The organism is Bradyrhizobium archetypum (assembly GCF_013114835.1).
Taxonomy (GTDB): Bacteria; Pseudomonadota; Alphaproteobacteria; order Rhizobiales; family Xanthobacteraceae; genus Bradyrhizobium; species Bradyrhizobium archetypum.
On the sequence record NZ_JAAVLW010000001.1, the window covers coordinates 637,435 to 656,755 of the forward strand.

The window sequence follows — 19,321 nt, forward strand, 5'->3', positions numbered from 1 at the left end:
GACGCATGGATAACGAATGCACGACCGCTAATGCGTCAACACGATCGACACCTGAATCTGACCGCGGGTTCGCACGACCTCGAGCGACACCTCATCGTCGTGACGGCGGACCCTCAAGTCGACGCTGGAAGGCCCGAGCCGCAGATCGCGCAACACCACCTCGTTGAGGAATTCCGGCAGGCGCGGATCGCGCAGCCTGATCTCACCGCGAGCGGCATCGAATTCGAGACCGAGCGCCGCTTCCAGGAGCGTGAACGGCGTCGCGCTGGCCCAGGCCTGCGGCGCGCAGGCAACGGGATAGAGCACCGGGCCGCGCCGCCTTTCGCGCTGGAATCCGCAGAACAATTCCGGCAACCGCCGCAGGTCCATGTAGCTGGCGGCGTCGAACAGGCCCTTGAACAGATGCGCCACCGAATGCTTCAGGCCATAGCGCGCGAATCCGAGCGCGATCAGCGCATTATCGTGCGGCCAGATCGATCCATCGTGATACGACATCGGATTATAACGCGCTTCGCCGCGCGCGACGGTACGGATACCCCATCCCGAAAAGAATTTCTGGCTCATCAGATCGGCCGCGACCAGCCGCGCACGATCGGTGCGGGCGATGCCGGTGAAGAGAAGCTGGCCGGCATTCGACGTTCGCACCTTGCACTGCCGCTTGGCGCCGTCGAGCGCTACCGCATAGGTGCCGAGTTCCTCGCACCAGAACGCCGCTTCGAAGTGCTCGGCAAGCAGCAGCGCTTCGGATTCGAGCTTCGCCGCCTGATCGATCAATCCGAGCCGCCGGGCGCATCGCGCCGCCAGCCGCTTGCTGGCAAAGACATATCCCTGAACTTCAGCGAGCGCGATATAGCCTTCGGCGAGCTCTCCATCGGCATGAAAGATCGCGTCGTAGGAATCCTTCCAGCCCTGGTTGGCAAGCCCCTGCTCGGTGGCGCGCTGATATTCAACGAATCCGTCACCGTCGGGATCACCGGGGCCGTCGATCCATTGCAGCGCCGCCTGAATCGAAGGCCACAGCTCTGCCAGCGTTTCTTCGTCGCCCGTGCGTTCGACGTAAAGGCCGGCCAGCAGGACGAACAACGACGTTGAATCGACGCTACCATAATACTGCGCGAACGGCACTTCGCGCAGCGCGGCCATCTCGCCGCCGCGCATCTCGTGCAGGATCTTGCCCGGCTCGGCGTCGGCTAGCGGATCCTTGGTCTTGGCCTGGAAGAAAGCCAGCCGCCGCAGCACACCCTGCGCAATGCGCGGATCAACCCACAGCATCTGCAACGCAGTGATCAATCCGTCGCGGCCAAAGGTGGTGGAATACCAGGGAATGCCCGCATAGGGATAGCGCCCTTGCGGCGTTTCGGTCATCAGCATGTTGAGGTCGGCCATCGCCTGGCATAGCACCTCGTTGAAGATATTGTTCGACGTCTCGATGCTTGCCGCGCCCGCTGTCGAGCGCCGCATCTCGCGACGGTGTGCCAGAAGACCGCGGAAGAACGGCACCGGCTTCTGCATGATCGGCTTGTTGCAGGATATCGCGACGAACAATGCGATTACTTCCTTCGGCGCCAGCTCGAAATGGTAGGTTGCCGAATTGACGGAGAGCCGCGTCGGCCGCGGCTCGAAATGCAGGGCGGTGATGCGGACCTTGCCGTCGAGCCCGCTATATTCCAGCACGACATCGGCGGGCCCAAGCAAGCGGCTGGCGCCGATTCCCCGGCGCTGCCGGCGCTCGCCGCGCACCTCGAACAAGTCGGCGAAATCATTGTCGAACAGCAGCGTCAGATCAAAGCTCGCCGGCCGGTCGCCGTGATTTTGCAGCGCGATGCGCTGATAGGCCGTGCCGCGCCACAGGAAGATCGAGCGCACGATATGCAGCGTGTCCTTCTGCAGCACCAGCCTGCCGTTGCGATACACGTCGGAATTGGTGAGGTCGACCGTCAACGCCGAATTGTCGTCGCGCAGATTGGAGCCGAGCAGCAGCGGCTGGACCTCGTCGAGCACCATCTCCAGCCGGGCGAGATACCGGGTATCGGCATTGAACAGGCCATCGGGCCCGCCGGCCGAAGCGCCGATATCGCCGTGGCTGTCCAGCACAATGAACGTGTCGTCATGCTTGAGCGAGCGGCGCTGCCGCGTCGCCGGTCCCGTCATCGGGATGTAGAAGGGTGATTCCGCGACGCGTTCGGCAGCCTCAATGCTGATCAGTTGAGTGACTTCGGCTGTCATGTGGACCTCAAGCGATTTCCTTGCGTGGTGATGAACGCATCGGGACGCAAACGCTACTGCCGCAGATCAGGCCGCATGGCTGGCGAGACGGCCCATTTCGCGCGCCACCAGTTCGCGGTAAGGGCCCCTGCCCTGCACAAGAATGTCGGGCGGCCCGTCCTCGATAATGCGTCCGCCCTGCAGCACCACCACGCGGTCGAAATTGCGCAGGGTGGCGAGACGATGGGCGATGGCAATCACCGTGCGTCCCCGCATCAACCGCGACAATGCCTCGCGGATCGCCTCCTCGGATTCACTATCCAGCGAGGCGGTCGCTTCGTCCAGCAATAAGATCGGCGCGTCCTTCAGGAAGGCGCGCGCGATAGCGATCCGCTGCCGCTGTCCGCCGGAGACCTTGATGCCGCGATCGCCGACCATGGTCGCCATGCCCTCGGGGAGATTCTCTATGAAATCGCAGCGCGCCGCAATCGCCGCGCGCAACACCTCGTCGTCAGTCGCGTTCGGCCGTCCATAGCGGATGTTTTCCATGATCGATCGGTGGAACAGCGAGATGTCCTGCGGCACCACCGAGATCGCCTCCCGCAGGCTTTGCTGTGTCACCCGCGCAATATCCTGGCCGTCGATGGTGATGCTGCCGCGCTGAATGTCGTAGAATCGCTGCATCAGTGCAAACAAGGTGGATTTTCCGCCGCCGGAATGGCCGACCAGCCCGACCCGTTGTCCCGGCTGGATGCGCAGGGAGAATTTCTCGAACACCTGAGCGCCGCCAGGATAGTGGAACGCAACGTTGTTGAAGGCGACGGCAGCCCCGCTGCGGACCAGCGGCTCGGCTTCGGGATGATCCTTCAACTCGTGCGGCAGCAACAAGGTCGCAATCGCTTCGGTCAGGCGGGCGACATGCTGGGTCACGTCGACCAGCGCCACCGCAAGGTCACGCGTCGCGCTCAGGATCGACAGCCCAAGCGTACAGACCAGCACGACGTCGCCGGTGGTCGCTCCGCCGTTCTGCCAGAGCGTGATGGCCCATGCCAGCAGCGCGATCGTCAGCACGATGGTCACGACCGCGTGAAGAAGCCGCAATTTTTCGAGATAGCGCAGGCTGCGCCCGCGGGCATCGAGTTCCCGCTCAACGGTGGCGTCGAAGCGGTCGTGCTCGTAGCTGAGGCCGCAGAACGCGCGCACCAGCGGCAGATTGCTGATGACATCGACCATCTCGCCGTCCACCGCAGCCGCCTTGTCGGCAAAGTCGTCATGCAGCGGCTTACCCGCTGCGGCGAGATGGAACATCGCCATCAGCATGATACCTGCGATGACGATCAACCCCGCGGACATTGCCAGGCTGACGGTTCCGATCAACAGGATCGCCGATACGGTAGCGATGCATGGCGGCAACACGTTCCAGACGAACATGTTTTCTACGGTGAAGACAGCGTTGGAGGTCGCCGTGATACGGCTGGTCAGCATGCCCGGTAGCCGGTCGGAGAAATAGCTGGGAGCATGACCGGTCAGATGGCGAAACATGTCGCGGCGGAGATCGCCCGTGACGCCCACGAAGGTGAAGCTCGCAGTCCAACTCGCGATCCGCCACAAAAGATTGTCGGCCGCGATCAGCGACATGAGAAAAGCGAATGCCAGCCATACGCTTGCTGCGCGCTCCGACCCGGCCGTCAGGCTGTCGACCAGATTCTTCACGCCATATTGCGTGCCCACCGAACAGGCAACCGCAGCCACGACCGTGGTCACGATGACGATATGGGCCATGCGCCGCCGCCGCAAATAGCGCAACACGAATGGAAACGGTCGGCGCGCATACCCTGAAAGATTGTCCATGTCGTCAGCAAACCTGTTGAGAGTGAACGAGAATCCCTAACGCGTGTCGCGCACGAGGACGTGAACGATGCCGCTTAGGTCTTGCGGGTGCGCGGCCATCACCGCGCAACAATTCTGCAGCATCAAGGTTGCCTCAAATCTGTTTGTGTCAGATGGCATCAGCAAGACAGCCGTGTGGAAGAACCAAGATGCGCCGATGATGGGAACTTCGCAGATGCAAGAACGTTCCCGCTATCGGCACGCAGGTGTCGATCCGGCACGCAGGTGTCGATCGCGGGCAGAGGGCTTCATTCAACCACCAATCCAGACAGGAGACGGAAAGATGCGCATCGCGCAGGTCGCCCCGCTGACGGAGGCTGTTCCCCCCAAACTGTACGGCGGCACCGAGCGGGTCGTGCACTGGCTGACCGAAGAACTGGTAGCATTAGGGCATGAAGTCACATTGTTCGCCAGCGGGGATTCCCGCACTTCGGCGAAGCTCGATGCGACGTGGCCGAAAGCGTTGCGCCTTGATGGCTCGGTTCGAGACCCTAACGCGCTGCACATGGTGATGCTGGAGCGCGTACGGCAGAAGTGCGACGACGAAGAGTTCGACTTCCTGCACTTTCATCTCGACTACTATCCATTCTCGCTGTTTTACCGGCAGCCGACGCCGTTCCTGACCACCCTGCACGGCAGGCTCGACCTGCCGGAGCACCAGCCGGTGTTCAACACCTTCTCCAAGGTGCCGGTGATCTCGATCTCCAACGCGCAGCGCCGCCCCGTGCCGCAGGCCAACTGGGTGCGCACGATCCACCACGGGCTGCCGGAGAACCTGCTGACACCGCAGCAGATACGGCCGTCCTATCTCGCCGTATTGGGGCGGATCGCGCCCGAGAAGGGTGTGGATCGCGCTATCCGGATCGCCACCCGGTGCGGAATTCCACTCAAGATCGCAGCAAAGGTCGATCGCGCCGACCAGGACTATTACGACGAATTGATCTCGCCGCTGATCAAGACCAATCCGCTGGTCGAATATATCGGCGAGATCAGCGACCGCGAGAAGTCCGATTTCCTCAGCGGCGCGATTGGCCTGCTGGTCCCGATCGACTGGCCGGAGCCGTTCGGCCTTGTGATGATCGAGGCCATGGCCTGCGGCACCCCGGTCCTTGCGTATAATCGCGGCTCGGTGCCGGAGATCATCGACGACGGGCTCACCGGATTCGTCGTGGAAGATGAAACCAGCGCAGTCGCCGTGGTCGACCGCCTTGCCGCGCTGGACCGCGCAGCGATCCGCAAGCAGTTCGAAACCCGCTTCACCGCGCGCCGCATGGCGCTCGATTATCTTGCCGCGTATCGCGGCCTGATGGAGCAGGCGGAGCCGCGCATCAAGCTGGTCAGCAGCGCGGAGTAGATGGCGTAATGACGCCTTGCCCTGTCGTCGCAAGACGGCCGTAGGGTGGGCAAAGCGCAAGCGTGCCCACCATCGCATAGATCCGGACGGATGGTGGGCACAGCGCTCCCGCGCCTTTGCCCACCCTACTCGTGTCTCAGCTCACCGCTATCCGCTTCGGCTCGACGATCTCGAACATTCGCGGAAATTCGTCCATCAGCATCATCAGCTCGTCAAGCCGCATCGGATCGCCGGTCACCTTGATCTTGCCGGAGCCGACTGCTTCCGGAAAACTCGTCAGCTTGGCGATCACTTCGTCGAGCACGTCGCGCGGCAATGTAAAGCCGGCATCGGCATCGGGGGCTTGCGCGCCCGCGACATAGGTCAACGCGCAGTTTTCCAGGTTGAGAATGAAGGTCTCGCCGGTATCGGTGAAATTCCAGTTCAGCACCATGCGTTTGCCTTCCGCCTTGGGGCCGTTGAGGCGAACGCCGAGCACGTCCCATAGCTGCTCGGTGCGCAGCGCGGCGAGCGTTTCGCGCGGCATTGCGGCGCGCGGCGGGGTCTTCGGCATGCCCTGCCGCAATTCCTGCGCGCCGAACAGATAGGCGTTGCGCCACGTCGAACTCTCCGAGGCATAGCCGAGCTGCTCGAACGTGTCCGCCAGCATGGCGCGCGCCGCCTGGTTATCGGGCTCGGCGAACACCAGATGACTCACCGCCTGCGCGACGAAGCGGAATTCTCCTTTCGCAAAATCCTCTCGCGCACGTGCGAGGATTGCAGCCGCACCGCCCATATACTCGACATATTTCTTGCCGGACTCCACCGGCGGCAGCGGATCGAGGCTGACGGGGTTGGCATCGTACCAGCCGAGATATTTCTGGTAGATCGCCTTCACATTGTGTCGGATGTGGCCATAGTACCCGCGGCCGTGCCAGGCGCCTTCGAGGCTCGCGGGCAAGCGGATGGTCTCGGCGATCTCGGACGCGGTAAGTCCGTGATTCATCAGGCGGATGGTCTGGTCGTGCGCGAACTTGTAGAGATCGCGCTGCTGGCGGATCATGGTGTCGATCCGCTCATGGCCCCAGACCGGCCAGTGATGCTGGCCGCACATCGCCTCCGCCTTGCCGCCCCACATCTGCAAGGCTTCGCCGAGATATTTCGACCAGGCCAGCGCGTCGCGCACGTCGGCGCCGCGGAACGGCAGCAAATTGTGGAAATTATGCGTGCAGTTTTCCGCGAGATTCAGGAGCTTGTAGCGCGCGATAAAGAAGTGCATTTCCGCCGGCGCTTCGCTGTTCGGCGCCATCTGGAATTCGAATTCGACGCCATCGACGATTCGCTTGTCGCCGGTCGCCATGATCAGATCGGTCGGGCGCACCAGCGCGACTGCGCCTGCCGCCATGGTCTTGCCGAGGCCGCAATCGACCTGCCCGCGAACGCCCTTGGCGAGGAACGGCCCGAACTGATATTGCGCGCGACGCATCATCGCCGGCCCAGCGATGATGTTCTCGGAGACCGCGTGCTCCATGAAGAGATTGGGCGCAATGATCGACACCTTGCCGCCGGCAAGCGCTTCCTCATCGAGCACGCCGCGCGCGCCACCCCAGTGATCCGCATGGGTGTGGGTGAAGATGACGGCCGACACCGGCCGCTTGCCCCGGTGCTGGAAATAGAGTGCCATGGCGGCGCGCGCGCCTTCGATCGAGGTCAGCGTGTCCACCACGATCACGCCGCTGTAGCCCTCGATCAGCGTCATGTTGGCGATGTCGAGCCCGCGCACCTGATAGACGCCCGGTACCACCTCGAACAGGCCGTGATGCATGTTGAGCCGCGACTGCCGCCACAGGCTGGGGTCGACTGTCGGCGGCGCTTCCTCCGCCGACAGGAAACCGTAAGGCTCGAGGCTCCAGACTACCCTGCCCTGCGACGATGTTATATTCGCATTCTCGATCGAACCGAGGAAGCCGCGCGCGGCATCGTCGAAATCACGCGTGTCAGAGAACGGCAGCGCCTTCAGCGTCGCCGCGTGCTGGGCGATGACGGAAGCGGAAGCTTGCTTCGGCGATTCCTTGTGGACTTCCCCCGATGTCTCGGTGGTGGCCGGTTGGCTCATTGCTGTGCTCCCGTTTTCGCGATGGAACGTTGAGAGATTCGAGGTGGGCGCTAATTTAGCGCCCACAGATAGACAACCGTCGCGGCGATCCCGAGACCCGTTCTGACCGCGTGCAGGCCTCCCCACTTCTCGATCAGGGCGCGCGATTGCAGGCCGGCGTCATCATCGGCAATCGCCTGCAATGCGCGATTGGTCGGCATGATGCCAAACAGCGTATAGGGCCAGTTGGCGAGAATGAGCACCGCCCCGATGATCCAGCGCCAATCGTCTGTCGCCCAGGCGGCGATCAGACCGAGCACGCCCGAAATCACCGCGCAACTCGCCTGCATCATGAGGCCGCGGTCGTAGCTTGGCTTCCACTGCTTCAGGAGAGCCCGGTCATCGAGGCCAAGGCGCGCCGGCTGCTCGGCGAAGTTGATGTAGAAGGCCGCTCCCGTGAACGCGGCCGCGACGATCATCGCAAGCTGTCCTGCAAACATCATCTACCCCAGGTCATTTGCCGATATTGACAATATATTGTCATATTGGATACTAATAGTCAAATGACAGAAAATCGACGTACGTCCGGCGGCGAGGCCCTGACCGATCTGGTTCTTGCGGTGTTCCGGCTTAACGGCCGCCTGCTCACGGCCGGCGACCGTTTGGTCGCCGATCTCAACCTCACCAGCGCGCGCTGGCAGGTGCTGGGCGCAATTGCGCTTTCGCCAAGCCTGCAACCGGTGGCCTGGCTGGCGCGAAACATGGGGCTCAACCGCCAGGGTGTTCAGCGCATCGTCAACGAGATGCGGGAGGACGGCCTTGTCGAATTGCGCCCAAACCCGCACCATCGGCGCGCGCATCTCGTCGCGCTGACGAAACGCGGAGAGGACGCCTTTGCTTCCGCCAGCCGATTACAGGCGCCTTGGGCGAACGCGCTCGCTAGCGGAATCAGCGCCAAGGAGCTCGAGAAGGCGCGCCGCCTTCTCACGACATTGTGCGAAAGGCTCGATCAGGAATTGGGCAAGAACCACAGCGATGATTAAGCCGTCATGTCCTGCCCTCACCTCAACGTCATTGCGAGGAGCGAAGCGACGAAGCAATCCATTCTTTTCTCCGTCTGGCGAGATGGATTGCTCCGCTTCGCTCGCAATGCCGGCTACTGCTTAACCTTGCTGGCATCCATCTTGATCGACGTATCCAGCATCTTGGTCGAAAACGCAGTACTCACGTCGAACGGCTTTTCCATGCCGAGATAGGTCTGCACCAGCTCGTAGTCCTTCTTCATGCGCTCGGAATCGATCCAGCCCAACGCCTTGGTCGTGGTGAATTCGTCCGTCATCAGGAATTTGATGCGCTCCCACTGGCGCTGTTGGTTCTCCTTGTCGAGACCCGAGGCCTGGTCGAGCAGCGCCTTGAGGCAGGGCGCGACGTCGGCGACACAGGCGGCGTAGGCCTTCTGGCTGATCTTGACAAACTCCTCGACCAGTTTCGGATTCTTTGCAAGATAGGCACCGTTGACGATTACCGAGTTGCCGTACGGATTGAGGCCAATGTCCTTCCAGTTGACGTAGCCGAGATCGGCGCCGAACTCGATCACCTTCAGATCGTGCTCATTGTAGAAATCGCTGATGATATCGACGGTATGGCTCTTCAATGCCGCGATCTTGGCGGTCGGGCCGACATTGACGAAGCTTACTGCGTCAGGCGCGATCCCGGCGGCCTTGGCAAAGGCCGGCCACATCACCCGCGACGCATCGCCCGGCGGATTGCCGATCTTGTGGTTCGGAAAGTCCTTCGGCCCGTTCACACCGTAGCTCTTCAGCCAATAGAAGGTCTGCCCGGTATTGGCGTAGATGCTCATCAGCGCCACCACGTCGGCGCCCTTGCTCTTGGCCACCAGCGCGGTGGCGAGATCGGCGATGCCGAACGGCGAGCCGCCGGAGCCGACCTTCAGCGAGGAGACGCCGGATCCCTTGCCGACCTCGATGGTCAGATCGATGCCGGCCTTCTCGTACCAGCCCTGCGACTTCGCGAAATAGAACGGCGAATGGTCGGCGGTCGGCGTCCAGTTCAGGATCAGGTTGACCTGCTCCGCGGCAACGCCGGGCATAGCCGGCACGGCAAGTGCAAGCGCCAGTCCCGCAATTCGCAATGCCTTCATTGCACCCTCCTCGTTCTGCCGATCTTGTCGCCGCGCATCCGTGACGCTACCAATGCAACTCGGGACCAGACGAGTTGTCAACTATTTGGTTGGAAATGTCCAAAAAACGTTCTGACGATACCAGGCCGCAGCGGCGCGATCCGGCCGCGACCCGCCAGAAGCTATTGACGGCAGCGCGGCGTGAATTCGCCACTAGCGGCCTCGCCGGGGCCCGGGTCGACGAGATCGCCGCGCGCGCGGGCGTCAACAAGCAGCTAGTCTATCATTATTTCGGCGACAAGGATGCGCTCTATCTGGCGGTGCTGGAATGGGTCTATGAGGAGATCCGCGCCCAGGAGCGCAAGCTCAACCTGGAGGGATTGCCGCCCGAACAGGCGATCAAGAAACTGATCGAAAGCTCGTTCGATCACCTCGCTGCTCATCCCGACTTCATCGTGCTGCTCAACGATGAGAACCGCGGCGGCGCCCGCCATGTACGCGGGTCGCGGAAACTGGAGGCCATGCATTCGCCCCTGGTCAGCTTGGTTTCGACCATTCTCTCGCAGGGGGTAAAGGCCGGCATATTCCGCAAAGGGATCAATCCGGTACACCTCTATATCTCGATCGCCGGGCTCAGCTACTTCTACTTCTCGAACACGCCGACGCTCTCTGCCATCTTCGGCAAGGATCTGTCGAGCCGGGCCGCCCGGCAGGCCCGCCGCAAGCACGTGGTCGATCTGGTGATGCATTCACTACGTCCATAATCAACCAGATGGTTGATTAGTGAGGGAGGCGACGATAGACTGCGCTCGCGGCCGGGAACCGGACGCGGGACCAAGGGAGTGCGTGGTGTTCAGCGACGACGGACGATCGGTGCGATCCCTGGCGATCATCCTGATCGTGCATCTGGCCGTGATCGTGCTCTGGCAGGTGCTGGTCGATGCCTTCCAGGTGCCGAAATTCATCCTGCCCTCGCCGCTCGCGACGATCGCGACGTTGGGTTCACCCAGCTATGCCTGGCTCTCCAATCTCGCGGTGACGGCGATCGAAATTCTCGGCGGCTTCTGCCTCGGCGCGCTGGTCGGTATCATGCTGGCGGTGATGTTTACCTGGTCGCCGCTGGTCAGCCTGTTGCTGCTGCCGCTGTTCGTCACGCTGAACATGATTCCGAAGGTGGCGCTTGGGCCGCTGTTCATCGTCTGGTTCTCCTACGGCATCTTTCCGAACATCCTGATCGCGTTTTCGATCTGCTTCTTTCCGATCCTGCTGACCACCGCCCGCGGCTTAAGCGAGGTCGAACCTGACCTGCTGGATCTCGTGAAATCGCTGCGCGGCTCGCGCTGGACGCTGTTCCGCAAGATCCAGTTGCCGGGCGCGCTTCCTTACGTGTTTTCCGGGATGAAGGTCGGTGCGATCCTGGCGGTGGCCGGCGCGATCGTCGGCGAGTTCATCGCGTCCGAGCGCGGACTCGGCTACCTCATGATCCAGGTGCAATCCTCACTGGATACGCCGGCAATGGTGATGGCGGTCGTGCTTCTGACGCTGCTCGGCGTGGCGCTGTATGGCATCGTGCTCGGGCTTGAGCGGATGTTCGTCGTCCGTGACATCCGCCTGCAATGAGAGAGGAATCAACATGCTGCTCACACGCGAAAGCCTGCCGCAGACGATCGCCGATATCGCCGCACTCGATGAGCTGCTGTGCCGCCCGAGCCAGGCACTGATCGACGATCTCCGCAAGGTCGACGGCGATATCATGATCCTCGGTGTAGCCGGCAAGATGGGGCCGACGCTCGCGGGCCTTGCCAAAGCGGCCGCGCCGGAGCGGCGCGTGATCGGCGTCGCCCGGTTCAGCGACCTCGTCGTCAAGGACTGGCTGCAGGCGCGCGGCATCGAAACCATCAATTGCGATCTGCTCGATGAGGCCGCCATCAAGGCGCTGCCGAAGATTCCGAATATTGTGTTCATGGCAGGCCGCAAGTTCGGCGCCGAGGGTGATCTGTCGCTGACCTGGGCGATGAATTCGTACGTCCCTGCCCTTGTCGCGCAGGCCTTTTCATCTTCCCGCATCGTCGCGTTCTCGACCGGCTGCGTCTATCCGTTCGTGCCGGTGGACGGCAAAGGCTCGACCGAAGACATGCCCCCCGATCCGCCCGGCGAATACGCGCAGTCCTGCGTCGGGCGGGAACGCATGTTCGAGTATTTTTCGAGGAAGTATTCGACGCCCGGGCGACTGTTCCGGCTCAACTACGCGATCGACATGCGTTACGGCGTGCTACACGATATTGCCGGCAAGGTGCTGCAGGGCAAGCCGATCGACGTCAGCCTCGGCCACGTCAATTTCATCTGGCAGGGCGACGCTTCCGCGCAGGCGCTGCGCTGTCTCGCGCATTGCGATACGCCGACCTCGCCGATCAATGTCAGCGGCCATGAAATCCTCTCCGTGCGCGATCTCGCCGCGAAATTCGGCCAGCGCTTCGGGCGCGCCCCCGTGATTGTCGGCGAGGAAGAGCCGACCGCCTGGATGACCGACACTTCGCAGGCGGTGAAACTGTTCGGCTTGCCGATCGTCGATACCGAGACGCTCATCAATTGGACCGCCGACTGGGTGTCGCGATCGATGCCGAGCCTTGGCAAGCCGACCAAATATGAGGTGCGTGATGGCCGCTACTGAGCCCATCGACATCGTCGAGCTCGGTGTCGGCGATGCGCCCGCCGGACTGGCGCTGTCGACCGAGGCAGGCTGGAACCAGAACGAGGCCGATTGGCGGTTTTTCCTAAGCAGGGGAATTGTCTTCGGCGTGCGTGACGGCAACCGGCTGGTCGCAACCGCGGCACTGCTGCCGTACTCGGCCGGTAACGCCTGGATCAGCATGGTGCTGGTGACGCCAAGCTGGCGGCGCCGCGGCATTGCGACAAAGCTGGTCGGCACCTGCCTCGGCGTGGCGGCACGTCGTGGCATTACCACCTGGCTGGATGCGACGCCGGCTGGCGCCTCCGTCTATGGTCAGCTCGGCTTCACCCCGACGCTGCAGTTGCGGCGGCTCCGGCTGGAAAGACCGCAGCGCGCCACGGCGACACAGCCGCTACCAGCCGGCGACCTCGGCGCTCTGGCCGCGCGCGATGGCAGCGCGTTGGGGTTCGACCGCAGTACGTTGCTATCCGAATTTGCTGCCCGCCCGGGCTCCCGCATCGTGACGAGTAATCGAGCAATGGCGCTGGTCCGTGACGGGCGCACCGCGCGCCATATCGGTCCACTGCTGGCCGACCGCGCCGATCAAGCACTGGCGTTGGTCGACGCCATCACTAGCTGCGAGAGCGGACCCTGGCTGATCGACGCCGTCCATTCTCAGGAGGCGTTTCTGCACGGGCTTGTCCAGTCAGGCTGGAATATCGAGCGGCCGTTTCAGCGCATGCGATTTGGCCGCCTCACCGCGCAACCTTCGCAACCGCCGTTCGCCGTCGCCGGCCCGGAATTCGGATAGGAACCGTCGTCATGCATCATAGCGAGATCAAAGCCGAGGTCCGGAAGCTGATTGCCGACGGCACCGTGCTGCCGGCGCATCCGCTCGCGCTCGATGCCAACCGCGCGCTCGACGTCCGGCATCAGCGGGCGCTGACACGCTACTACCTCGATGCCGGCGCCGGAGGTCTCGCTGTCGGTGTGCACACCACCCAATTCGCGATCCGTGACGTCGGCCTGTACCGGCCGGTGCTGGAGCTGGCGGCAGAGACGGCAGTCTCGTGGACAAAACGCCCCGTCGCAATGGTCGCCGGGCTGTCCGGTCCGACCCAGCAAGCCATTGGAGAGGCGCAAACCGCACGCGGCATCGGCTATCACGCCGGCCTGCTCAGCCTTGCCGCAATGAAATCGGCGTCCGAGGACGAGATCATCGTCCATTGCGAGGCGGTCGCGCGCGAGATCCCGCTGGTCGGCTTTTACCTGCAGCCGGCCGTCGGCGGCGTCATCCTCAGCGCCGATTTCTGGCGCCGATTTGCGGCCATCGACAACGTCATCGCCATCAAGATCGCCCCCTTCAACCGCTACCGGACGCTGGACGTGCTCCGCGGCGTGGCAGCGGCCGGTGCGCTCGACCGCGTCGCGCTTTATACCGGCAATGACGATCACATCCTGCTGGACCTCACCCTGCCCTTCGACCTGCGCGACAACGGCGTCACCACCCGCGCCTATTTCAAGGGCGGGCTCCTTGGGCACTGGTCGGTCTGGACGGCTAGCGCGATCAAGCAGTTCGAGATGTGCAAGGCGGCGCGCGGCAAGGATACCGTGCCCGCCGATCTCCTGGCGCTGGACGCACGTGTCACCGATTGCAACAGCGCGTTCTTCGATGTCGCCAACAATTTTCACGGCTGCATCGCCGGCTGCCATGAGATCCTGCGGCGGCAGGGGCTGATGCAGGACCTTTGGTGCCTCGATCCTGCCGAAGGGCTCAGCCCCGGCCAGATGCACGAGATCGACCGCGTCTACCGCGAGCATGCCGATCTCTCCGACGACGCGTTCGTGAAGGCGAACCTCGAGAAATGGCTGGCATGAGCGCGGACGAACCCTTCATCAGCCTGCGCAACGTCCGCAAGGTCTATCGCGCGAAGGGCACCGAATTCCTCGCTGTCTCCGATGTCACCATGGACGTCAGGGAGGGCGAGCTGGTTTCGCTGGTCGGCCCATCCGGCTGCGGCAAGACTACCGTGCTGAAGATCCTGGCCGGGCTGCATGAGGCCGACGGCGGTACGATCAAGATCGGCACTTCAAAAACACCGTTCGATCCCGCGCGCGACATCGGTATGGTGTTCCAGCAGGCCCTGCTGCTGAAATGGCGAACCATTTTGGACAACGTGCTGCTGCCGGCCGAAATCGTCGGCCTGCCGATGAAGGCGGCGCGGACCCGCGCCCGCGATCTGCTCAATTTGGTCGGCCTTGCCGGTTATGAAGACAAGTATCCGCAACAATTGTCCGGCGGCATGCAGCAACGCACGGCGATTGCGCGCGCCTTCATCCATGATCCAAAACTGATCCTGATGGACGAGCCGTTCGGCGCGCTCGATGCGCTGACCCGCGAACAGATGAACCTCGAAATGCTGCGGATCTGGCGCGAGAGTGGCAAGACCATCCTGTTTGTGACGCACTCGATCCAGGAAGCGGTGTTTCTCGCATCGCATTGCGCCGTGCTCACGGCGGGTCCTGCCAGGATGGCGGAGTATTTCCCGATCGACCTGCCGTTTCCCCGCGCGCTGGCTATCAAGACCACGGATGAATTCGGCGCCTATGCGCGGCGAATCTATGCGCGGCTGGGGCTGAGTGCCGACGCGTAGCTCGCGGGGCCACCACTTCGCATACGCATCATGCATCAACGCGCCTGTGGCGCCCGCCGCGTCCGTAGTACACGCCGCGGACGGGCGCGTCCGCGGCCGGCGTGGAGAGCCCGACAGAATGTCCGCAGAAGTAACCTCAAAATCATCGACCGCTCCCATGGACGGCCTGCCCCCCGAACTCAGGCGCTGGGCGGTCGCCGCGATCTTTACGGCGCTCGCAATGGCTTCGCTGGATACGGCGATCGCCAATGTCGCCCTTCCGGCGATTGCCGCCGACCTTCACGTCAGCCCGGCTGATGTGGTCTGGGTCGTCAACATCTACCAGATCGCGCTGGTTGCGACGCTGCTGCCGCTCGGCGCGCTGGGCGAGATCGTCGGGCATGAGCGCATCTATATCGGCGGTCTCGTGCTGTTCACGCTCGCTTCGCTCGGCTGCGCCCTGGCATGGTCGCTGCCCAGCCTGACCGCGGCCCGCGCGCTGCAGGGCCTGGGTGCCAGCGGCGTCATGAGCGTGAACGCGGCGCTGGTCCGCTTCGTCTACCCAACCCACATGCTCGGCCGCGGCTTCGGCCATAACGCGCTCGTGGTCGGAACGGCGTTCACGTTCGGTCCGAGCATTGCCTCTGCCATCCTTGCCATCGGCACATGGCCGTGGCTGTTCGCGATCAACATCCCCTTCGGGGTGATCGCGATCTGGATCGGCCTGAAGACCTTGCCGAAAACGCCGCGCGCGAAGCATGCGTTCGATTTTGCGAATGCCGCGCTGACTGCAGGCTGCCTTGGACTTTTCATCGTCGGAATTGGCAGCGCCGCGCATCAGGCCTCGCTCGCCCTGGTCGGGCTAACGCTCGGCGCGGCATTGGCGCTAGGCTGGATCATCACCCGCAGACATCGGGACCACCCGGCGCCGATGTTGCCGATCGACCTGTTCCGCCGGCCGATGTTTGCGCTCTCGGCCGCTACGTCAGTCTGCGCATTCGCCGTGCAGGGCCTGGCCTTCGTCTCGCTGCCGTTTTATTTCGAGGATGTGCTGCACCGCTCGCAGGTGGAGACCGGCTTCTTCATGACGCCCTGGCCGCTGGTGGTTGCGATCATGGCGCCGGTCGGAGGCCGGCTTTCCGACCGCCATCCCGTCGGCATCCTTGGCGGGCTCGGGCTGGTGCTGCTCGGCATCGGCATGGCGCTGCTGGCAACGTTGCCACCCGACCCCGGCATTGCCAACATCGTCTGGCGCACCGTGATTTGCGGCATCGGTTTCGGCTTTTTCCAAACGCCCAATCTGCGGGCACTGATGTCAAGCGCACCGCCGCATCGCTCTGGTAGCGCGAGCGGCATCGTTGCGACCTCACGTCTGACCGGGCAAACCCTCGGCGCCGCGCTGGCAGCGCTGTGCTTTGCCCTCGCCGGCCACAACGGCGCAACGCTGGCGTTGGCGCTCGGCGCCGGATTTGCCGCACTTGGCAGCCTGATGAGTTTCCTGCGGCTGGCCGTGGGTGCAGAACGGACATGACAGCCATGCGACGGGCACGCACCCAGGCAACACCGGCCGCTCGAATTTCTTCCGGCCCCCAAGCACGCTTTTTCTTGATTTGAACAGTTCCAGGTTGCAGGCCATCTTCCCGCGCGCAGCTCACTCGGTGGATTGGGCTAACAGGGGATACGCGATGGCAAACCTCACAATTAACGGCAAGACAATTAATGTGGACGTCGAAGACGACACGCCGCTGCTTTGGGCAATCCGCGAGAACGTCGGACTGACCGGTACCAAATATGGCTGCGGCATTGCACAATGCGGCGCCTGCACCGTGCATATCGACGGAGTAGCAATGCGCTCCTGCGGCGTCACGGTCAGCGAGGCAGTCGGCAAGCAGATCACCACGATCGAAGGGCTCGCAAGCAACGGCACGCTGCACAAGGTGCAGCAGGCCTGGATTGCCAACGACGTGCCGCAATGCGGCTATTGTCAGGCCGGCATGATCATGGCGGTCGCCGCCCTTCTCAATGAGAAGCCGAAGCCGACCGACAAGGATATTGACGAGACCATCACCAATATCTGCCGCTGCGGAACCTTCCAGCAGGTCCGCGAGGCGATCCATGCCGCCGCAAGCGCTTGAGGGGAACGTCATGAATCAGCACGTCATGCCCAAGTCAAACCTCAAGCTCAACCGGCGCGCCTTCGTGATCGGCACCGCCGCGGCCGGCGCCGGCCTCGCGATCGGCCTCGATCTTCCCTTCGGCGGACCGAAGGTGGTCCGCGCTGCCGACGGCTCACCGGAAGTCAACGTCTGGGTGGTGATCCGGCCCGACAATACGACGGTGATCCGCGTCGCCCGCTCCGAGATGGGTCAGGGCACCCTGACCGGCCTCGCCCAGCTCGTCGCCGAAGAGCTCGAATGCGACTGGTCCAAGGTCGTCACCGAATATCCGACGCCGGGTCAAAGTGTCGCACGCAAGCGCGCCTGGGGCGATTTCTCGACCGGCGGCAGCCGCGGCATCCGCTCGAGCCATGACTACGTCCGCAAGGGCGGCGCCACCGCCCGCGTCATGCTGATACAGGCGGCCGCCAATGAATGGAAAGTGCCGGCATCGGAATGCACGGCCGCCAACAGCATCATCACCCACACGCCGTCGGGCAGAACCACGACCTACGGCAAGGTGGTCGAGGCCGCGGCGCGGCTCGAGCCCCCGGCCGACGTCAAGCTGAAGGACCCAAAGGATTGGAAGATCGCCGGCAAGGCCGTCAAGCGGCTCGATACCGTCGACAAGACCACGGGCGCGATGATCTATGGCGCTGACATCAAGCTGCCCGGCATGCTCAACGCCACGATCAAGGATTGTCCCGTCTTCGGCGGCAAGCTGAAGAGCTATGACGAAGCCAAGATCGCCGGCATGAAGGGCGTCAAGAAGGTGGTGAAGGTCGGCGACAGCGCCGTCGCCGTCGTCGCCGATACCTGGTGGCACGCCAAGACCGCGCTCGATGCGCTGCCGATCGTCTGGGACGAAGGCGAGAACGCCAAGGTCTCCAGCGAGTCGATCGCCAAATGGCTGGCCGAGGGCCTCGACAATGCGCAGCCGGCCTATATCGGCAACCAGAACGGCGACGCCAAGGCTGCGATTGCCTCTGCCGTCAAGAAAGTCGAGGCGGTCTATAACTATCCGTACCAGAACCACGCCACGATGGAGCCGCTGAACGCCACCGCGCTCTATACGCCGGATAAATGCGAGGTCTGGTGCGGTACGCAGAACGGCGAAGCGGCATTTGCCGCCACCATTGAAGCATCGGGGCTAACCGCCGAAAAATGCGAGGTGCACAAGCTCATCCTCGGTGGCGGCTTCGGCCGCCGTGGCATGACCGACTACGTCCGGCAGGCGGTGCTGATTGCCAAGGAGATGCCGGGCACGCCAGTCAAGCTGCTTTGGTCGCGTGAAGAGGACATGGCGCAAGGCAAGTTCCATCCGGTCACGCAGTGCAAGCTGACCGGGGCGTTCGATGCCGACAACAATCTCACGGCGCTGCACGTGCGGTTGTCGGGACAGTCGATCCTCTACACGGTGCGTCCGGCGGCGCTGGTGAACGGCATGGATACGGCTGCGTTCCAGGGCCTCAGTCCTTCCGGCGACGCGGCGATCGGCTACTCCGTGCCGAACCTCCTGGTCGAGCATTCGATGCGCAACCCGCATGTCCCGCCCGGCTTCTGGCGCGGCGTCAACGTGAACCACAACGCGATCTACATGGAATGCTTCATGGATGAACTGGCGCATTCGGTCGGCCAGGATCCGGTGGAATTCCGCCGCAAGCTGATGAGCAAGCATCCAAAACATCTCGCGGTACTCAACGCCGTGGCCGAGAAGATCGGCTGGGGCACGCCCGCGCCGCAAGGCGTCTATCGCGGGATTGCGCAGGTGATGGGATACGGCAGCTATGTTGCGGGTGCTGCGGAAATCTCGGTCACCGAGGGCAGCAAGATCAAGGTGCACCGCATCGTTGCCTCGACCGACCCCGGCTACATCGTCAATCCGGCGCAGGTCGAGCGACAGATCGCAGGCTCCTTCGTCTATGGCCTGTCCGCCCTGTTCTATGGCGGCTGCACGGTGAAGGACGGCAAGATCGAGCAGACCAATTTCGACACCTACAATTCGATGCGAATCGCCGAGATGCCGAAGGTGGAATGCGTGATGGTGCCGAGCGGCGGCTTCTGGGGCGGCGTCGGCGAGCCGACCATCGGGGTCGCCGCGCCCGCGGTGCTCAACGCCTACTTCGCGGCAACCGGCAAGCGGATCCGTTCGGTGCCGCTGAAGGACCAGAACATCACGTTCGCCTGACAGCAACGGG

Annotated in this window: 16 protein-coding genes; 11 read left to right on the plus strand and 5 right to left on the minus strand. The window is 63.2% G+C overall.

All coding sequences use genetic code 11. From position 1 onward, the window contains the following. Positions 1-27: 27 nt before the first annotated feature. Both HCN50_RS02850 and HCN50_RS02855 read right to left on the minus strand, forming a co-directional pair. Positions 28-2,226 carry an amylo-alpha-1,6-glucosidase gene (locus tag HCN50_RS02850; protein ID WP_171708087.1) on the minus strand — a complete coding sequence of 733 codons (2,199 nt, stop codon included), beginning with the start codon at positions 2,224-2,226 and terminating at the stop codon, positions 28-30. A 66-nt stretch (positions 2,227-2,292) separates the two neighbouring features. Beyond that, the gene (locus tag HCN50_RS02855) at positions 2,293-4,056 is read right to left on the minus strand and encodes an ABC transporter ATP-binding protein (RefSeq protein ID WP_171708088.1); all 1,764 of its coding nucleotides are present in this window, start codon (positions 4,054-4,056) and stop codon (positions 2,293-2,295) included. Positions 4,057-4,378: 322 nt separating this feature from the next. On the opposite strand from HCN50_RS02855, the gene HCN50_RS02860 reads away from it, so the two are divergent. Further along, positions 4,379-5,449, plus strand: a complete 1,071-nt coding sequence (locus HCN50_RS02860; RefSeq protein WP_171708089.1) for a glycosyltransferase family 4 protein — start codon at positions 4,379-4,381, stop codon at positions 5,447-5,449. A 136-nt stretch (positions 5,450-5,585) separates the two neighbouring features. Here HCN50_RS02860 and HCN50_RS02865 read toward each other — a convergent pair whose 3' ends face one another. Together HCN50_RS02865 and HCN50_RS02870 are read right to left on the minus strand one after the other, a co-directional pair. After that, positions 5,586-7,544 carry an alkyl/aryl-sulfatase gene (locus tag HCN50_RS02865; protein WP_171708090.1) on the minus strand — a complete coding sequence of 653 codons (1,959 nt, stop codon included), beginning with the start codon at positions 7,542-7,544 and terminating at the stop codon, positions 5,586-5,588. Positions 7,545-7,594: 50 nt separating this feature from the next. After that, the gene (locus HCN50_RS02870; RefSeq protein ID WP_171708091.1) at positions 7,595-8,023 is read right to left on the minus strand and encodes an anthrone oxygenase family protein; all 429 of its coding nucleotides are present in this window, start codon (positions 8,021-8,023) and stop codon (positions 7,595-7,597) included. Positions 8,024-8,086: 63 nt separating this feature from the next. Here HCN50_RS02870 and HCN50_RS02875 point away from each other — a divergent pair, with 63 nt between their 5' ends. Then, positions 8,087-8,566 (plus strand): MarR family winged helix-turn-helix transcriptional regulator, encoded by a 480-nt coding sequence (locus tag HCN50_RS02875; RefSeq protein ID WP_171708092.1) that lies wholly within the window; start codon positions 8,087-8,089, stop codon positions 8,564-8,566. A 113-nt stretch (positions 8,567-8,679) separates the two neighbouring features. Here the strand turns inward: HCN50_RS02875 and HCN50_RS02880 are convergent, their stop codons facing one another. Beyond that, complete coding sequence (locus HCN50_RS02880) at positions 8,680-9,684, minus strand: ABC transporter substrate-binding protein (protein ID WP_171708093.1); 1,005 nt, start codon at positions 9,682-9,684, stop codon at positions 8,680-8,682. Positions 9,685-9,779: 95 nt separating this feature from the next. Between HCN50_RS02880 and HCN50_RS02885 the strand changes: the two genes are divergently transcribed. The 9 genes from HCN50_RS02885 to HCN50_RS02925 all read left to right on the plus strand — a co-directional run bounded on the left by HCN50_RS02885 (position 9,780) and on the right by HCN50_RS02925 (position 19,311). Further along, complete coding sequence (locus HCN50_RS02885) at positions 9,780-10,427, plus strand: TetR/AcrR family transcriptional regulator (RefSeq protein ID WP_171708094.1); 648 nt, start codon at positions 9,780-9,782, stop codon at positions 10,425-10,427. An 85-nt stretch (positions 10,428-10,512) separates the two neighbouring features. Continuing rightward, positions 10,513-11,283, plus strand: a complete 771-nt coding sequence (locus HCN50_RS02890; protein ID WP_171708095.1) for an ABC transporter permease — start codon at positions 10,513-10,515, stop codon at positions 11,281-11,283. A 13-nt stretch (positions 11,284-11,296) separates the two neighbouring features. Then, positions 11,297-12,334 (plus strand): NAD-dependent epimerase/dehydratase family protein, encoded by a 1,038-nt coding sequence (locus HCN50_RS02895; RefSeq protein ID WP_171708096.1) that lies wholly within the window; start codon positions 11,297-11,299, stop codon positions 12,332-12,334. Next, complete coding sequence (locus tag HCN50_RS02900) at positions 12,321-13,145, plus strand: GNAT family N-acetyltransferase (RefSeq protein WP_171708097.1); 825 nt, start codon at positions 12,321-12,323, stop codon at positions 13,143-13,145. Before HCN50_RS02895 ends, HCN50_RS02900 begins: the two co-directional genes overlap by 14 nt. Positions 13,146-13,156: 11 nt before the next feature. Next, positions 13,157-14,212, plus strand: coding sequence for a dihydrodipicolinate synthase family protein (locus HCN50_RS02905; protein ID WP_171708098.1), 1,056 nt, complete (start codon positions 13,157-13,159; stop codon positions 14,210-14,212). Then, complete coding sequence (locus tag HCN50_RS02910) at positions 14,200-14,988, plus strand: ABC transporter ATP-binding protein (protein ID WP_171708099.1); 789 nt, start codon at positions 14,200-14,202, stop codon at positions 14,986-14,988. The genes HCN50_RS02905 and HCN50_RS02910 overlap by 13 nt, the downstream gene beginning before the upstream one ends. Positions 14,989-15,106: 118 nt before the next feature. Beyond that, positions 15,107-16,498 (plus strand): MFS transporter, encoded by a 1,392-nt coding sequence (locus HCN50_RS02915; protein WP_171708100.1) that lies wholly within the window; start codon positions 15,107-15,109, stop codon positions 16,496-16,498. A gap of 154 nt (positions 16,499-16,652) precedes the next feature. Continuing rightward, positions 16,653-17,102: a (2Fe-2S)-binding protein gene (locus HCN50_RS02920; protein ID WP_171708101.1), complete on the plus strand. Its 450-nt coding sequence runs from the start codon at positions 16,653-16,655 to the stop codon at positions 17,100-17,102. A 10-nt stretch (positions 17,103-17,112) separates the two neighbouring features. Next, positions 17,113-19,311, plus strand: coding sequence for a xanthine dehydrogenase family protein molybdopterin-binding subunit (locus HCN50_RS02925; protein ID WP_171708102.1), 2,199 nt, complete (start codon positions 17,113-17,115; stop codon positions 19,309-19,311). Positions 19,312-19,321 lie beyond the last annotated feature (10 nt).

Excerpts from the sequence above, each read along its gene's own strand:
- HCN50_RS02915 (WP_171708100.1), top strand. The coding sequence starts at position 15,107 with ATGTCCGCAGAAGTAACCTCAAAATCATCGACCGCTCCCATGGACGGC.
- HCN50_RS02855 (WP_171708088.1), bottom strand. The coding sequence starts at position 4,056 with ATGGACAATCTTTCAGGGTATGCGCGCCGACCGTTTCCATTCGTGTTG.
- HCN50_RS02870 (WP_171708091.1), bottom strand. The coding sequence starts at position 8,023 with ATGTTTGCAGGACAGCTTGCGATGATCGTCGCGGCCGCGTTCACGGGA.
- HCN50_RS02905 (WP_171708098.1), top strand. The coding sequence starts at position 13,157 with ATGCATCATAGCGAGATCAAAGCCGAGGTCCGGAAGCTGATTGCCGAC.
- HCN50_RS02885 (WP_171708094.1), top strand. The coding sequence starts at position 9,780 with ATGTCCAAAAAACGTTCTGACGATACCAGGCCGCAGCGGCGCGATCCG.
- HCN50_RS02925 (WP_171708102.1), top strand. The coding sequence starts at position 17,113 with ATGAATCAGCACGTCATGCCCAAGTCAAACCTCAAGCTCAACCGGCGC.
- HCN50_RS02895 (WP_171708096.1), top strand. The coding sequence starts at position 11,297 with ATGCTGCTCACACGCGAAAGCCTGCCGCAGACGATCGCCGATATCGCC.
- HCN50_RS02920 (WP_171708101.1), top strand. The coding sequence starts at position 16,653 with ATGGCAAACCTCACAATTAACGGCAAGACAATTAATGTGGACGTCGAA.
- HCN50_RS02910 (WP_171708099.1), top strand. The coding sequence starts at position 14,200 with ATGGCTGGCATGAGCGCGGACGAACCCTTCATCAGCCTGCGCAACGTC.
- HCN50_RS02880 (WP_171708093.1), bottom strand. The coding sequence starts at position 9,684 with ATGAAGGCATTGCGAATTGCGGGACTGGCGCTTGCACTTGCCGTGCCG.
- HCN50_RS02900 (WP_171708097.1), top strand. The coding sequence starts at position 12,321 with ATGGCCGCTACTGAGCCCATCGACATCGTCGAGCTCGGTGTCGGCGAT.
- HCN50_RS02875 (WP_171708092.1), top strand. The coding sequence starts at position 8,087 with ATGACAGAAAATCGACGTACGTCCGGCGGCGAGGCCCTGACCGATCTG.
- HCN50_RS02860 (WP_171708089.1), top strand. The coding sequence starts at position 4,379 with ATGCGCATCGCGCAGGTCGCCCCGCTGACGGAGGCTGTTCCCCCCAAA.
- HCN50_RS02850 (WP_171708087.1), bottom strand. The coding sequence starts at position 2,226 with ATGACAGCCGAAGTCACTCAACTGATCAGCATTGAGGCTGCCGAACGC.
- HCN50_RS02865 (WP_171708090.1), bottom strand. The coding sequence starts at position 7,544 with ATGAGCCAACCGGCCACCACCGAGACATCGGGGGAAGTCCACAAGGAA.